Origin of the sequence: Flagellimonas sediminis (genome assembly GCF_010500845.1) — a bacterium.
Taxonomy (GTDB): Bacteria; Bacteroidota; Bacteroidia; order Flavobacteriales; family Flavobacteriaceae; genus Flagellimonas; species Flagellimonas sediminis.
Genome location: NZ_JAAAMI010000013.1, coordinates 1 through 15569 on the forward strand (window position 1 = coordinate 1; position 15569 = coordinate 15569).

17 protein-coding genes are annotated in these 15569 nt (G+C 44.7%); 16 read left to right on the forward strand and 1 reads right to left on the reverse strand.

The features are described 5' to 3' along the window. Positions 1-83: 83 nt before the first annotated feature. Positions 84-323 (reverse strand): DUF7793 family protein, encoded by a 240-nt coding sequence (locus GTK07_RS19530; protein WP_470300310.1) that lies wholly within the window; start codon positions 321-323, stop codon positions 84-86. 198 nt (positions 324-521) lie between these two features. Between GTK07_RS19530 and GTK07_RS17735 the strand changes: the two genes are divergently transcribed. From GTK07_RS17735 to GTK07_RS17810, 16 genes are all read left to right on the forward strand, one after another. Continuing rightward, positions 522-2927, forward strand: coding sequence for an aminotransferase class I/II-fold pyridoxal phosphate-dependent enzyme (locus GTK07_RS17735; protein ID WP_163636513.1), 2406 nt, complete (start codon positions 522-524; stop codon positions 2925-2927). Positions 2928-2939: 12 nt separating this feature from the next. Then, positions 2940-3779, forward strand: a complete 840-nt coding sequence (locus tag GTK07_RS17740) for an RteC domain-containing protein (protein ID WP_119618892.1) — start codon at positions 2940-2942, stop codon at positions 3777-3779. A gap of 284 nt (positions 3780-4063) precedes the next feature. Continuing rightward, positions 4064-4342 (forward strand): helix-turn-helix domain-containing protein, encoded by a 279-nt coding sequence (locus tag GTK07_RS17745; protein WP_036379020.1) that lies wholly within the window; start codon positions 4064-4066, stop codon positions 4340-4342. A 1-nt stretch (position 4343) separates the two neighbouring features. After that, the gene (locus GTK07_RS17750) at positions 4344-4883 is read left to right on the forward strand and encodes a hypothetical protein (protein WP_163636514.1); all 540 of its coding nucleotides are present in this window, start codon (positions 4344-4346) and stop codon (positions 4881-4883) included. Continuing rightward, positions 4880-5542, forward strand: coding sequence for an ATPase (locus GTK07_RS17755; RefSeq protein ID WP_163636515.1), 663 nt, complete (start codon positions 4880-4882; stop codon positions 5540-5542). The genes GTK07_RS17750 and GTK07_RS17755 overlap by 4 nt, the downstream gene beginning before the upstream one ends. Before the next feature lie 291 nt (positions 5543-5833). Then, positions 5834-6121 (forward strand): hypothetical protein, encoded by a 288-nt coding sequence (locus GTK07_RS17760; protein ID WP_163636516.1) that lies wholly within the window; start codon positions 5834-5836, stop codon positions 6119-6121. Continuing rightward, positions 6121-6399, forward strand: coding sequence for a hypothetical protein (locus GTK07_RS17765; protein ID WP_163636517.1), 279 nt, complete (start codon positions 6121-6123; stop codon positions 6397-6399). Before GTK07_RS17760 ends, GTK07_RS17765 begins: the two co-directional genes overlap by 1 nt. After that, positions 6392-8803 carry a TraG family conjugative transposon ATPase gene (locus GTK07_RS17770; RefSeq protein WP_163636518.1) on the forward strand — a complete coding sequence of 804 codons (2412 nt, stop codon included), beginning with the start codon at positions 6392-6394 and terminating at the stop codon, positions 8801-8803. Before GTK07_RS17765 ends, GTK07_RS17770 begins: the two co-directional genes overlap by 8 nt. Continuing rightward, entirely contained in the window at positions 8800-9405 is a 606-nt protein-coding gene (locus GTK07_RS17775; RefSeq protein WP_119618900.1) for a conjugal transfer protein, read from the forward strand. Before GTK07_RS17770 ends, GTK07_RS17775 begins: the two co-directional genes overlap by 4 nt. Continuing rightward, positions 9405-10244: a hypothetical protein gene (locus GTK07_RS17780; RefSeq protein ID WP_036379004.1), complete on the forward strand. Its 840-nt coding sequence runs from the start codon at positions 9405-9407 to the stop codon at positions 10242-10244. The genes GTK07_RS17775 and GTK07_RS17780 overlap by 1 nt, the downstream gene beginning before the upstream one ends. A gap of 10 nt (positions 10245-10254) precedes the next feature. Continuing rightward, on the forward strand, positions 10255-10881 hold the full coding sequence (locus GTK07_RS17785) for a conjugal transfer protein TraK (RefSeq protein ID WP_036379002.1): 627 nt from the start codon (positions 10255-10257) through the stop codon (positions 10879-10881). Continuing rightward, entirely contained in the window at positions 10862-11794 is a 933-nt protein-coding gene (traM, locus tag GTK07_RS17790; protein WP_090294854.1) for a conjugative transposon protein TraM, read from the forward strand. The genes GTK07_RS17785 and traM overlap by 20 nt, the downstream gene beginning before the upstream one ends. Beyond that, positions 11791-12576, forward strand: a complete 786-nt coding sequence (locus GTK07_RS17795; protein ID WP_163636519.1) for a DUF4138 domain-containing protein — start codon at positions 11791-11793, stop codon at positions 12574-12576. Before traM ends, GTK07_RS17795 begins: the two co-directional genes overlap by 4 nt. A 339-nt stretch (positions 12577-12915) precedes the next feature. Then, positions 12916-13590 carry a response regulator transcription factor gene (locus GTK07_RS17800; protein ID WP_036378998.1) on the forward strand — a complete coding sequence of 225 codons (675 nt, stop codon included), beginning with the start codon at positions 12916-12918 and terminating at the stop codon, positions 13588-13590. Positions 13591-13593: 3 nt separating this feature from the next. Continuing rightward, a complete protein-coding gene (locus GTK07_RS17805) occupies positions 13594-15300 on the forward strand; it encodes an efflux RND transporter permease subunit (RefSeq protein WP_051947122.1) in 1707 nt (568 codons plus the stop codon). Positions 15301-15314: 14 nt separating this feature from the next. Then, a complete protein-coding gene (locus GTK07_RS17810) occupies positions 15315-15566 on the forward strand; it encodes a patatin-like phospholipase family protein (protein ID WP_081894152.1) in 252 nt (83 codons plus the stop codon). Positions 15567-15569: the final 3 nt, after the last annotated feature.

The window sequence follows — 15569 nt, forward strand, 5'->3', positions numbered from 1 at the left end:
AATGAGAAAAAAAATTAAAAATAAACGTTAACTTCAGCACCAAAATGAGTCGATCTCGTGCACTTGATTTGCACTGCTCACTTTCATCCGCCGCAGGTGGTATACATTGACCGCCCTATCCACCTTGCGGCCTTATCGATATTTCTGACTTCCCGTATATCGCATAGCACCGGCATCGATTTACCTTCTTGTAATTCCATCCGATCCTTGACTATGAGTTGTGCCGCCTTACGGTTGATACACGGCACTTTCTTGTAGATAATATGTAAAAGATCATCAGTCAACAGATATATGGCATAGCTGTTTTCATGTGTTTTTTTCATCTCCGGAAAACTGGTTAGCGCAATCAATTTACAAAATTACTGCAATTGATTTTTTTACAGGAGAGCTATTGACGTTAATAAAAGGATTTTGGTTATCTGAAAAGGAGTATTTGTTATCTGAAAGGGATTAAATAGAATAAGTATGATTTATCAACTTACAAAATCCGTTTCTTTTTATCACAAATAATATCAAATAAAATGGCCAAGATCAAACACCACAATTTTTTGAACACTGTACATGAGGTATTCACTGATGCAAAACAAGCTGGGGTATTGCACCTTTATGCCGGCGGAAAGTCTTTTTCGGGAAGGACGATAGAAGTTGGCGGAAGGGAACTGTACCATTTTGGGACCACGGGTTATTTAGGGTTGGAACTGGATCCCAGATTGAAAAAGGCCGCCAAGGAGGCCATTGATAGCTATGGGACGCAATTTCCCTTATCCAAATCCTATATCTCCAATCCGTTATATGAGAAATTGGAAAACTCGATTTCCGAAATGTATGGCTATCCCATTGTCATTACCAAAAACAGTACCCTTGGGCACTTAGGTGTCATTCCAAGTGCCGTGGATGATGACGACGTAATCATTCTGGACCACCAGGTCCATTGGAGTGTACAGAATGCGGCCAAAATGCTAAAGACCCGGAGTGTTCCCATCGAAATGATCCGGCATAACCATTTGGAAATGTTGGAGGACAAGATCAAAAAGTACCAACATTCCAAAGGCAGGATTTGGTATATGGCCGATGGCATTTATTCCATGTACGGGGATTATGCCCCGGTTAAGGAACTGATGGGGTTGGCAAAGAAATATTCCCAATTGCATTTTTATTTCGATGATGTTCATGGCATGAGTTGGGTGGGAAGGAATGGTACCGGATATGTGTTGGACCAATTGGGGGAATTGCCCGAAAATGTATTGCTCTTCGGTACCCTGAGCAAGACTTTTGGGGCCAGTGGTGCAGTATTGGCCTGTTCCAACCCACAACTATATGATAAGATCAAGACCTTTGGTGGACCGTTGACCTTTTCTGCCCAATTGGAACCAGCCTCGGTAGCTGCTGCCATGGCCTCGGCACAAATCCATCTATCCCCGGAGATTTATGTGCTTCAACAAGAATTGAGGGAACGTATCGATTATTTCAATGATTGCCTTTTGATAACGGAACTTCCCTTGATCGATAGAAATGAATCACCGGTGTTCTATATCGGGACCGGTATGCCCAAGACCGGGTACAATTTTGTGAACCGTTTGATGGGGGAGGGCTTCTTTGTCAATCTCGGTATCTTTCCAGCAGTACCTGTAAAGAATACAGGTGTAAGGATTACGATTTCAAGGCATAACCAAAAAGAGGAAATCAAAGCATTGGTGGACGCCATGGAATATCATTTTCCAAAGGCATTGGAAGATACCCAGACAGATGCCCAAAGGGTATTCCACGCCTTTAAAATGGAACCAAGGACCCTAAGTGGACCGAAAGTATCCTCTGAACTTACCGTTGAAGTATTCGATACCATTGATCAAGTTGAAAAGGAAGAATGGAACCAAAGTTTAGGTGGGCAGGGGGTTTACGATTGGGAGGGGCTGAAGTTTTTGGAAGAGGTATTCCAGGGTAACCCAAGAAAGGAACATAATTGGTTGTTTCGATATGTGGTCATCAAGGATGCTGATGGGGTACCAGTATTGATGACCTTTGTGACGCTTTCCCTTTGGAAGGATGATATGTTGGCACAAGCACAAATTTCTGCTGCCATTGAGGAGGAAAGGAAAACAAATCCCTACCATTTGTCATCCATGGTCCTGTCCCTCGGTTGTCTGTTCACTGAAGGTGATCACCTGTATTGGAATGCATCACATAGGTTGGGCAAGGAGGCCAGGGACAAGCTATTGGCAACCATGGAAAAACTGGAACAGCAGTTTGGAGCCAAAATGACCGTGTTACGTGACTTTGGTGAAGATACTTCATGGAACGAACCGCTTTACGGGCAGGGATTTTTAAGGGTGCAAATGCCCAACTCCTGTTATGTTGTCCTGGACGAGGTGGATTCCATGGAAGATTATTTGCAAAGATTGTCCTCCAGAAACAGAAGACATTTTCGAAAGGATGTCCAACCCTATCTCGATAGGGCAAAGACAGTTGTTCTCCCATCCATGTCAACAAATCAAATTGAACAGGTCAAATCCTTGTTCGGGGAAGTACAGTCCAGAAATTTGGGGCTCAATACCTTTTCCTTTCCGGACTCCCTGTTTGAAAAGATGAACGAAAACCATTTGTGGGAGTTTATTGTCCTTTGTTCATTATACCAACCTGAAAAGATAGTGGGTGTAATGTTCTGCTATACCAACTTGAAGCAAGTCTATGTGCCGGCCTTTGTGGGTATGGATTATGACGGTCTGGAAGAGTTTGCCATTTATCGCCAGTTGCTCTACCGGACCATTGAACGGGCCATTGGATTGGGCATTCCCAAAATCGATTTTGGGTTGACCGCTGCCTTTGAGAAACGGAAACTCGGTGCAACGGTAGAGAAAAAATATGCCTATCTCCAGACCAATGACAATTTCATCCTGGAATTGCTCGGAATCATGGAAGGCCAGCATTAATGGAAAATCGTCATGAAATACCAAAAGCTGCTATCAGAATTTGAAGGCCAATTGGATTCGTTGGAAAGCGGGAACGGGGATATCCTTTTCAAAGCGGAAAAGGGAATCGTACTTGTGGAGAAGAGCATCCGAAAACTACAAAAACAGATTACGGGCAAGACCTTTGATACCCAAGCAGACGAAATCTACTTCTTTAAGCATGTCAAACCCCAAATTTTTAGTAAGCTGATCTATTATGTAAAATTGTTCAATATCGAGAGCAAGCGGCCTAGGGGAAATGATACGGCACAGATCAAGTACCTACAACTTCAGATTGACAAGTTCCAGACCTTTTTTAACGATAATCTGGAGTTTTATAATTATTACCGTCGTGGGGCGATGTCCCTGGACGAACAATATTTTGTTAGGGGGAACCGAGATCTAAGGCTTCCCCTTGAATCCTTCCACTTTTTGATCGATGACCAGTTTTCCACCTGTCAGGATGGTACCGTGGCCACGATTATGGCCTATGACATGCTCATCGTGTACCTGAGAAAGGAGGTGGATGACCTACAAAACAATTTAGAACCCCAAAAGAACATGACCATGGAAAAACCTTCAAAACTCTTCTGGACCGGAAACAAGACCGATTTGATCGAACTTTTATATGCACTCCAATCCAGCAAATGCATCAATAGCGGTACCACGGACATCAAGGAGTTGGCCTCGCATTTTGAACATTTTTACAATGTGGACCTCGGTAACTACTACCACACTTTTATTGATATCCGGTCCCGAAAGACCAGTAAGACCCGCTTTTTGGACAAGCTCATTGAGATGCTCAACCAACGGATGGATTCCCTGGATGAATGAGTTTTAGTTTTTCCCAAGTTGGTACCAACTTGGGAATTTGCATTTTGATGGGCCATAGTGCCAGGATTATGGGTTTTCTGAGGTTTTCAATAGGTTTACAAAGGTCAAATTCAACCAAATACCATCAAATCCTATGCATTGAAAAAAACACCCACCTTGGTACCAACTTGGGAAGTTTTTTCAATTTTGTTTTTGAGTTTTGTCCCAGAAAGTCAAATCAGTGGATGGGTCACCAAATGACATGAAAATCATGTAGTGGCCCTTCCTATTAAATCACAAAACACATGGGAGCGACCATCATTACCACCGAAGATTTAAGGGAGTTCAAGATAGAACTGTTGGAGGACATCAAGGACCTTTTGCAGAACGAAAAGGGACAACGCAACAAAAAATGGCTCAAATCAAATGAGGTGCGGGACCTCTTGGGCATATCCCCGGGCACCCTTCAAAACCTAAGGATCAATGGGACCCTGCCCTATACAAAGATAGGAGGGGTGCTCTATTACGAATACCATGAGATCATGGAAGTACTGGAGCAGAACAAGGTCCATAACCGCATCTAAGATGGAGGACATCAATTATATCAAACACCTGAACGGGGTGTTTGTCCAGTTTGCCAAGGACAACCGGTTGAACCCGACCCATATCAGCCTGTACATCGGACTGTTCCAATTATGGAACCAAAATTATTTTGTGGCCGAGTTCTTTATCAGTAGGGAAGAGGCCATGGCTTATGCCAAGATCGGGTCCAAATCGACTTATCACCGTTGCATCCGCGAGCTCAGTCACTGGAACTATATTCTGTATACTCCATCCCATAACCCCTACAAGGGCAGCCGGATCAAGATGTTCGATTTTGGGACAAGTACTGGACAAGCTATGGACAACCACCGTACCAAATTCGGGACAAGCAATGGACAAGCATTGGTACCTATAAACAAACATATACAAACAACTAAAAACAATACAAACGGGAAGAAACAAAAGAAAATGAAAAAGAAAGTTTTTGAGATCGAAGAAAACAATGCCAAACGCACCCCCACTGTCCCATATCTGGACAACTTGCGGACCAGCAAAGACAAGGACTACAATGAGCCGTTATGAATTTTAAGGCCCCACATATCATCACCGAAGGTGACATAAGTTATGAACTGGGCTCCCTGAAGGGCAGGGAGATCAAATACGATTTCGAGAAGATACTGGTCTATCTCGATGCCAAGGGAAAACTCCTGTTCGGCAAAAAGTTCAGGATCCATAGGGAGGACCGGGAAATGCTGTACAAGCTCAGTCTCTACTTTATCCGGGACAGGGAACGTTGCAAACAGTTGGGCATCGATGTGGATAAGGGCCTTCTCCTTTCAGGTCCGGTAGGCTGTGGGAAGACCAGTTTGATGAAACTGTTCAAGTTCATGGTGCCCCACCAAAGGCCTTATGAAGTCATTCCCTCCAGGAACATTGTCTTTGGCTTCAACCATTTGGGCTATAAGATTATTGGGGACTATGGAAACACCCAATCCTTTTGTTTTGACGACCTGGGTGTGGAACCTGATGGGGTCCATTTTGGAAAGGAGTGCAATGTCATGGGGGAGATCTTATTGTCCCGCTATGAGCTGTTCACTGACCATAAGATCAAGACCCATGCCACCACCAATCTCAATGCACAGGAACTCGAATTAAGGTATGGGAACCGAGTAAGGTCAAGAATGCGGGAACTCTTTAACCTAGTGGGATTCGATAAGGACAGTAAGGACAAAAGAAAATAAGGTTTTGTGGCGGTGTAGTATGTAGCTTTGAATTTTGGCGAATTGCAACACTTTTTGATGGGCCGATCAGCCACTTTTGACGTTTTTGGGCTGGAGGGATTGGAACCAGATGGCACTTATCAACAGGGAGTGTTCGCTTTTTCATTAAATCTGCATGGATTCCAGACCAATTGAACCTGTTTCAATGCAACTATAATGATATTCACAAATAACTGATTATCAATTATTTGTGATGTGTATTCCATTAATTTTCACATATCAATAATCGTCTAACCCTTAAACGTTTACGATATGCGAAAATCTTTCTTCATCACCTTAATGTTGCTTTTTACCTCCAGTGCCCTTTTGGCCCAGATCGGGGGTATTGAGGATTCGGTCAACGATATTTCAGACACCATTCGGGCCATATTTCCCATCATATTGGGGGTCATCTTTTTAGTGGGCTTCCTTTTTAATGCCGGACATTTCTTTGGAGAGAATGCTGACCTAAAAAGGGGCATTACCCGGGTCTTGGTCTTTGTGTTGATTGCCGGGGCCGTTGTGGGCATCTTTACCTATCTCATCGGAATTGTGGTCTGATGAAACAGTTCGAGGTCTATAGAAATATACGAAAACGGGCCATGATCATGGGACTGTCCATTTCCCTGTTTGCCTTGATGATGGTTGCTGTCATCGGTTCGCTTTTGATCATCATTTTTTCTTTTCATTTTGGTGTCATCGTGTGCCTACTGCTCTTCAATGCCCTGCTCTATGGGGCATTGTTGCAGTGGGTGAAGAAACCCTTCCAATTCAAGGTAGTGCAAACCTTTCCCAAGATTATAAGCCTCAAACAATTGAATCCCATTGACTATGTCTAAGCTCAATTTCAATGCATATCACCCAATCCTGGATATCCAGAACCATGTGGTTTTTGGGAGCAATGGCGATGTGGTGTTGTGTTATCAAGTGGAATTACCTGAGATATACTCCCTTTCTGAGACGGATTTTGAGGAGCTGCACGGGATGTGGTTCCAGGCCTTTAAATCCTTGCCCGTGGGTGCTATTATCCATAAGCAGGATAGGTATCAAAAGAAAGGTTATGATGCTAGGAACCTTCCAAAGGAAACCTTTCTGGCCAAGGCCACCCATGATTATTTTGTGGGTAGGGAGCATTTGGACCATCAGAGTTATCTCTTCTTTGTACTTCCTCTTGATAAAGCCCTTAATGCCACCAAATATGTCAATCCCTTTCGAAAAGTAGAGAAAGGGTTGCACCGGAAACTGGATGTGCAGGTAGCGGAATTTGTGACCGCCGTCAACGATGCGGTATCCTATATCAACAACTCCAAAAGCGTGTCCATGGTACCCATGGAACCTGAAGCCATATTGGAGCATACCCATGCTTATTTCAATGGATACAATCTTGATTTTGATACGGATATCCAGTTTGGGAAAGGCCCCATAGAAATTGGTGACCATTATTTTGATGTGATGGCCATCAACCATGAAGAATGTTTTGGAGAAACCGTGCAAAGCAGTGTGCCCAACGGGAAATTCAGTTCGGACGGATTCAGTTTTCATAAAGGTTTTTTGGACGGTCTGGGACTGGAATTGGGGGAGAACCATATCATCAACCAAATCCTATATCTAGATGATACCCATCAATGGCGTAAACTATTGGATAAAAAAATTGAGGAACTCTCCAAGAGCTCCAATTTTGGTTCCCAGAACAAAGTGGTCCGCAACAAGGTCCAACATATCTTGGACAGGATCAATGGGGATGATACCGCACGAATAATTCGTGGCCATGTGAATATTGTTTATTGGCATACGGAAGTTGGGGTGTTGAAGCGAATTGCTTCTGGCATCAAGGCGCAATTGAAGGAACTGGATATACGACCCTATCATCCCCATGGGGAGGAGCGCAAACATTATTTTTTGAACTCCTATCCCAGTTATGCTTCCAACTTTTCCAATGAAGATCTTTTTGTGATGGACCTGAAGGCAGCCCTTTGTCTGTATATCAACAATACCAATTATCGCTCTGATGAAACAGGAATCGTTTTTAATGATAGACAGTACAATATTCCTGTGGTCAAGGATGTATGGGACGAGGGGAAAAGGCGTATCAAGGCCCGGAACTTTGCCATTTTTGCCCCGACAGGAGAAGGGAAATCCTTCTTGGCCAATAATATCCTACGTCAATACTTTGAGGCGGATGTACGACTGGTCATTATCGATTTAGGGGGTTCTTATGCCAAATTTGCCCAATTGTATCCCGATGATCACGTGGTCCTTCGCTATGAGCAAGGCAAGAATTTGGGTATTAATCCCTTTTATATCGCCGATCCGTCCGATTTGACCCCTGAACGACTGGAAGATCTGGCCCTCTTTCTTTTGGAGCTCTTGGCTGAAAACCAGGTGACCAAATCCAAGGAAGTGGCCTTGAAAAAAGTGTTGTTGCACTATTATGATGCTGTCAGGGCGGGGCATTCCTTGGCTTCCCTATATCAGTTTGTTGATAAGCACAAGGATACCTTGATCGAGGAGACCCGAGTTCATGAATCCGATTTCAATGTCTATGGATTTTTGCACATTCTTTCCGAATATGTGGATGGGGGACTGTACAGTTTTCTGTTCCATGTGGCAGAAGACCAGACCTATAAAATAGAGGACAAGCGCCTGATTGTCTTTGAACTGGACGAAGTGCGAGACAATAAGGAAATCCTGTCCGTAATGCTCAAATTGATCAAGTCCGCCATCCAACGCACCATTTGGAGGAACAGGTCGGAACGGGGCATTATTCTTTTCGATGAGTTTGCCAAGCAGCTTAAATTTCCCCATGTATTGGAGAGTGTGGAGTTCTATTACCAGGCCATCCGAAAGCAAAACGGGGCCATTGGTATCATCCTGCAATCCATCAACCAATTACCGGAAAATGCCACTTCGGCAAGTATCCTGGAGAATACGCAGGTCGTGTACAGTTTACGGAACGAGAAGGGCTATGATGAATTGGTTAGACGGTTGCACCTCTCCAACCATGATCTCAATCAATTGAAGTCCCTTAGAAACAACCTTACCGGGGTGCGCAAATACACCGAAATCTTTATCAAAATCGGGAAGGAAAGCAATGTCTTTCGCTTGGAGGTGCCCCCAGAGGTCTATGCCGCCTATCTCACCGATGGGGTGGAACATGGCCAGCTTATGGAGCTCTTTGAACAGTTTGGGAATATGGAACGGGCCATTACTGAATTTATAAATCAACAAAAGAAAATGATATGAGAGTAACAATAAAACAAACCCTTTGGAAGAATCCCAAGACTTTGATATTTGCACTGATCTTGGCCATTTCCTTGCCCGGCCGTGCTACGGCCCAGGGGATGCCGGTGTATGACAATACGAACTTTATCAGTATGACCAAGTCCTTGTTGGAATCGGCCAAACAGACCTCGGAATTATTGAAGACCGTGGAGTTTTTAAAGGAACAGAAGGACAATATTGTCAAGGTCAACAATACCATCAAACAATTGAAGGCAGTCCGGGAACTGGCCCGTAACAATGAGATTTTGTTTCGGACGGTGCAAAATGATCTAAGTGACATTTTGAACTCCCCCTATATCAAGGCAGGAGAGGTGGAACAGGTATCCAAAGCCTTTGAACAGATTATGGATACGGCCATTGATGACCTGGATTTTGTGAACCAGATCTTGTCCAGTGATTTTTTGAAGATGACCGATGCGGAGCGTACCGCCATTTTGATGGAAAAGAAAGTCCAGTCCCAGGAAATGGTGGCCGAGCTTGAGGTCAAGACCCGTCGCTATCGAGAGATCATCTCCTTTCGGAGGATGCAGGATATTATCAATAATCGGGAAACGGAATACTGATGGCGGGATACTTTTTGGGCATAGGATTGGAATATGTGGATGCGGTCTTTCAGACCATCAAGGACAGTGATTTCTCCCAATATACCATTGTGGGGATGAAGACCTTGGCCGTCCTGTTCTTTTTGATAAATATATTGAAGAAATACAATGAGGGCATCGCCACCATCGATGGCCATACCTGGGGATTGACCCCAACGGAACTGGCCAAGAATTTTTTGGTGGTGCTGCTGGTCATTTTCTCCACAGAGGTATTGGGAGTCTTCGATGGCATTTTGGTGGCCATTGAGGTCCAATACCGGGACACGGCTCCGGCACTCCTCCCATTGCAGCTGCAGGATGTAGATCTGGAACGGGATGTGGGTGCCTTGGAAGCCGCCAAAAAGGCCATGGCACTGTTGTATGAGGCCCTGGTGACCCCTTTGTACGGTTTGAAGGTCTTGGCCTTTATCATCGGGGTCATTCTTTGGTTGATGGACCTGTTCATCTATCCTTTGTTCCTTGCGGAGCGGTATTTCCTGTTGGGAATCCTACAGGCCTTTTTTCCCTTGGTCATCAGTTTGGCCGTCTTTGAGAAATTCAGGCCCTTGGCCTATCAGTTTTTTAAGTTGTATGCAGCTGTATATATGCTGGTGCCCGCCTTCTTTTTGGTCAATGTCTTCGTCAACAACCTTTATACGGAGATCAGTACCAACTTCTGGGGGAACCTCTTTGGTTTTGATTTTGGGAGTGAATTCTTTGCCCCGATCATTGAACTCGGGACCATTGGCTTTATTGTCTTGCTCAAATTTAAATTGTACCGAAGGGCGACCAGTTTTACCCTTCGATTGTTCACCGGTTAAATTGAAGTCTATGAAAACACCTTTTAAAAGTATTGTTCATGTGCTGCGGCTCAACCGTTTTGTGGTTCTTGCCGTGGTTATCGCCTCGGTTTTGGTCTGTATGGTTGCTATGGTCCTAGTGGGCAGGATATACCGTGAATCGTTGAACGGGGCCTTCGTGGTCAATGGGGAAGGGGAGGTCATACCGCTTTCCTGGGCCGAACAACGGGATCATCTGGAAGTGGAGGCCCTGGCCCATTTGGAACAGTTTCATAGGTGGTTTTATGGGGTGGATGCCGGCAGTTATGAGAAGAACATGGAAAGGGCCCTTTGGTTGGGCAATGCCTCCGTTGGTGCTGTCTTTCAACAGAAAAAGGCAGACGGTTTCTATAACCGGTTGTTGCAATATTCCCTTGTGCAAGAGGTCATCCGAATCGATACAGAGCTGGATTGGGATGGGTCTTCCTTTGCGTTTAGGACCCAATTGCATATACGGATCAATCGGGGAACCGTCACCGATACCTATGAACTGGTGACCTCGGGACATTTGATCCAGGTGGAACGGAATTTTCCCCATAATCCTCATGGATTGTTGATCACTGATTTTTTTGAAAACTCACTTCGTAAACTAGAAACTCATGAAAACACAGAAGAATAAAATAGTTTTTGTGCTGGTACTGGCATGTATGGTACTCTTTATCACCATATATAGCATCGTCACTTTTGGTAAGCCAAAAAAGGAAAGCCTTGATGTAGGGAGGATCCCCATGCCGGATCTGGAGGACACTTCGGTGGAGTTTGAAACCAAACTGGAAGCCGTGGAAGCCATCAAGGTGGAAAAACAATCCACGGCACCACAAGTGTATCCCGACCACATGGTGGATGATAAAGGGTATTTCAATCCCGATTATATGGAATATGAAAAGCAGCGTATCATAGACAGTGTCTTTGATACCAATGCCTTTACTGCGAAAAAAGTTTCTGTGTCGGATGCAGGCGTAATGCCCAGGTTGGGGACTGTAAAGAAGGTAAAGGTAGACGATGAAAAGTTGACAATGGGTTCCCCAAGGACGGAAACGGAGCTAGGATTGGTACATCAACTGTTCTTTGCCTCCAATCCAAAAAGGAACCGTTCCGATGGAAATTTACCAACTACTGCTGTGGCCAAGGTGTATGTGGATGGGGACCAGACCCTTCGGGATGGACAACGATTGGACTTGCGACTCGCCCATGACTATGTTGTGGATGGGAAAAGGATGCCAGGAGGTACCCGCCTCTATGGCTTTGTAAAGATAAGGCCCAACCGGGTGATGGTGGAACTTACCCGATTGGGGACAACCCTTATGGATATGCAAGCCTATGATGCCCAGGATGGGCAGGAAGGGATTTATGTGAAGAACCATCTGCGGGGTGAAGTGGTGGATCGGTCTTTGGATGAGGGCCTTGGAGAGATCAATGTGCCGGGTGTGCCCCAGTTCAATGGGATCAAACGCATATTTCAGCGTGATCAACGTACCGTTAAAGTTCAGATTTCCGACCATTATCAATTTTTCTTAATACCTAGATCATGAAAACACTAAACGTCATCATTGCAGTAATGCTAATGGCCTATGGGCACACCGTATCGGGCCAAAAGGTTTTGGACACCATCCAAGCCAATTCACAAATGAACGTGGCCCTCTTTTTTCCCAGTCCCATCAAACAGGCTATAACGGGAAACACTAAAGCGATCTTTACCTATAACCGGGAAGAAGCTCAATATTTTGGGCTATTGCAGTCCACAGCCAACACCATTACCAACCTTTTGGTGGTCACCATGGACGGACAAGCATATGAATTTAAGGTGGCCTATAGGGAAAACGTTGCCCAAACCCATTTTTTTGTGGACAAGGCGCATAGCATTGGTCCAGTACAGCCATTACCTGGTAAAAAAGGGGATTCCTTGGCTTCCCACACAGCTCGATTTGCTTTTTTAAGTGGATTGCCATCAAGTGATGGGAATGGTGCCTTGGCATCGGTGCGAAGAAAGGGAATCCGATTGCTGTTGAAAAGGTTGGTCTACCGAAACGCTCAAGTATTTATGGTTGTAGAGGTGCGCAACCGATCAGGCATTGATTTTGAAGTAGGCACCCTTGAGGCCCTAAGGATAAATGGCAGCTTGAAACGGAGATCCTCGTATCAAGAAACCAGGTTGGAACCCCACTATATCTTTGAACGACCCAAAATTATTAAAACCGGGACTTCCCAACGATTTGTACTTGTGCTACCCAAATTTGTCCTATCCCATAAGGAGCATCTAAGACTGATTCTCTTGGAAAGCCGTGGAGGCAGAAGGTTGGAGCTCAACTATTGACCTATCGATAAAGAGAAGTGGAATCCCTTATAGGGTATATAATTTAACATGAAAACAAAATTTTGCCATAACAAAGGTTATAGTGTTGGCCAAGAAAGGAAATGAAATAGGAATGGTACACCTCAGGAAAAATGGAACTGGCTTCCAGCTGTATTAAAAGCATTGGCACATCAGCATATCATTGTCATCCAACCGTCCGATTCAAGTCATGGATAGTTTGTTAGTGAAGGAATGAAAGGGACATCAGTCGCAACAACCTGATCCATTGCTGGAAGTGTAGATGGCGACTTTAGAATTCCTAAAGATTTGAGATCTATTTTTATACCATAAATTTATGGTATGAAGATCCTTATTGCAGAAGACGAGACCGAACTCCAGAAATCCATTGCCACCTATTTGGAAAGGGATGGCAATGTCTGTGAAATGGCTTCAGACTACCACGAGGCCCTCTATAAGATTGACCTCTATGAATATGATCTGTTGGTCCTGGACATCAACCTGATCACCGGTAGTGGATTGGATATCCTAAAACTGTTGAAGCGCAACCGTTCGGAGACCCCGACCATCATCATCTCCGCCAACAATTCCTTGGACGATAAACTGGAAGGATTGGATCTGGGTGCCGATGACTATTTGACCAAACCCTTTCATTTGGCCGAACTCAATTCGAGGATAAAGGCGGTTTTGAGAAGGGGCAAGTTTGGGGGCAATGACCGTTTGGAGTTCCACGAGATTTCCATTGATACGCGCTCTAGGACCGCTTATGTCAATGAGCAAGCCCTTTCCTTGACCCGTAAGGAATTCGATCTCTTGCTTTTTTTTGTCACCAATAAGGGACGGGTGCTTTCCAAAGAGATCATCGCCGAACATTTATGGGGGGATCATAGCGATCTTGCGGATAATTTTGATTTTATTTATGTCCATATCAACAACCTGCGCAAAAAATTGACCGAAGCAGGGGCCAAGTATATCAAAACGGCCTACGGAAGTGGGTATAAGTTCGTGGAAGAGTGATCTATGGGGGATACCTTGAAAAAAATACGATTGATCAGAAAGACCTCCAAAACTTTTTTGGGGATCAGTGCCCTGTTGATGTTGGTCAGTACGGTGGCCCTTTATTTCTATCTGAGGAACCTGCTCCAGTCTGAAGTGGAGGAAGAGCTCCGTTCGACAGAGGCACGGATCGAAAGTTCCCTGATCGAAAATCCGGAGCCTTTTCAATTGTCCCCGGTGGTCGAGATCCAAAAGGTATCCCGGTTGGGCAATGAGGTGCTAAAGGATACCATCATCTATGATCCCTCACAAGATGAAATGGAAGAGTTCAGGGAACTGTCCACCTTCTCCGCCATCAATGGTGAAAATTATAGGATCACGGTCCGCGCACTTGTGGTGGAATCGGAGAATATCCTGATCGCCGTGGTCATTTCCTATTTGGTGATCATCCTTTTGGTATTCCTGTTCCTGTTTTATGTGAATCGTTCGAGGAACCAAAAACTGTGGACCCCTTTTTTCCACAACCTGGAGCAAATGAAACGGTTTTCGCTCAGCTCCGATGCTCCCATCGCCCTGATGGACAGTGGAATCCTGGAGTTCTCCGAATTGAATTCAGAGATCAAGATCTTGACCAATAAGGTCCGTTCGGATTATCGGAACCTGAAACAATATACGGAGGATGTATCCCATGAGATGCAGACCCCCTTGGCCATTATACAGGCAAAGATCGAGAACGTGATCAATATGGAGGAACCATTGGACGACCAGCAGTTCGAACAACTCACTTCCATCCAAAGGGATATACAGCGACTCTCCCAAATGACCAAGCGCTTGACCTTGTTGACCAAGATCGAGAACAACCAGTTCGCCAATATCGAGCAACTGGAAACCCAGATCCAAGGGGTGGTCATCAGTAGTATAATTGAAAGGGAGCAGGTAGTGAATATCCGGTTGGTATTTCCCGGCACCAACACCAATTCGGTTTCCGATATCCAACAAATGACCCTGCAATTGCCCAGTGGGGATATTGTACCCTTACAAAAAGTGGCGAAAATTGAAATAGGGAAGGGAGTGGCAGAGATCAATCGGGAAAACCAAAAATCCATAGGGGTCGTTACGGCTCGCTTGAACAACAGGGACCTTGGGTCTACCTTGACCGATATCCGAAACAATCTGTCCACGAAGATCAGCCTTCCCCCGGGGTATCATATTGAATATGGAGGGGAATACCAGCAACAACAACAGGCTTTTAAGGAATTGATGCTCATTTTGATTGCCGCGGTACTGTTGGTCTTTACCGTCATATTGTTTCTGTTCAGAAAGATCAAGATTGCTCTTGCCATCATATTCATTGCCATTTTAGGGGTTGCAGGTTGTCTGTTGAGTCTATTATTGACAGGAACACCTTTGAATGTAGGAAGTTACACAGGTATCATTATGATAGTTGGGATTATCGGGGAGAATGCCATTTTTACCTATCAACAGTACCAAGAATGTGATGTTTCGTTATCACACCCACAAAAGATCGAATATTCCATAGCGCAACGATTGCGGCCCAAATTAATGACAGCCACTGCCGCAATCATGGCCTTGATCCCCTTGGCCCTGGGTATCGGAGCAGGGGCCCAGTTGCACCAGCCCTTGGCGATTGCCGTCATCGGAGGGTTGGTCTTCGCATTGCCATTGTTATTGGTGGTACTTCCAATTATACTTAAATTGTTGAAGGAGTAAAAACAATTTAAAAGATGCCATTGATTGGAATTGCTTTGTCAGGAGGAGGTGCAAGGGGAGCTGCCCATATAGGGGTCCTTCAGGCCCTTAACGACCACGGGATATTTCCGGAAGATGTTTCCGGATCCAGTGCGGGAAGTATCATCGCGGCATTGTACTGGTTTGGATATACCCCGTTGGAGATTCTAGACCTGTCGCACAAAAAGGAGTTTTTGAAGATCTTTAAATTGGGAATCTTCAATAAGAGATTCACTTTACTGAAGTAACAC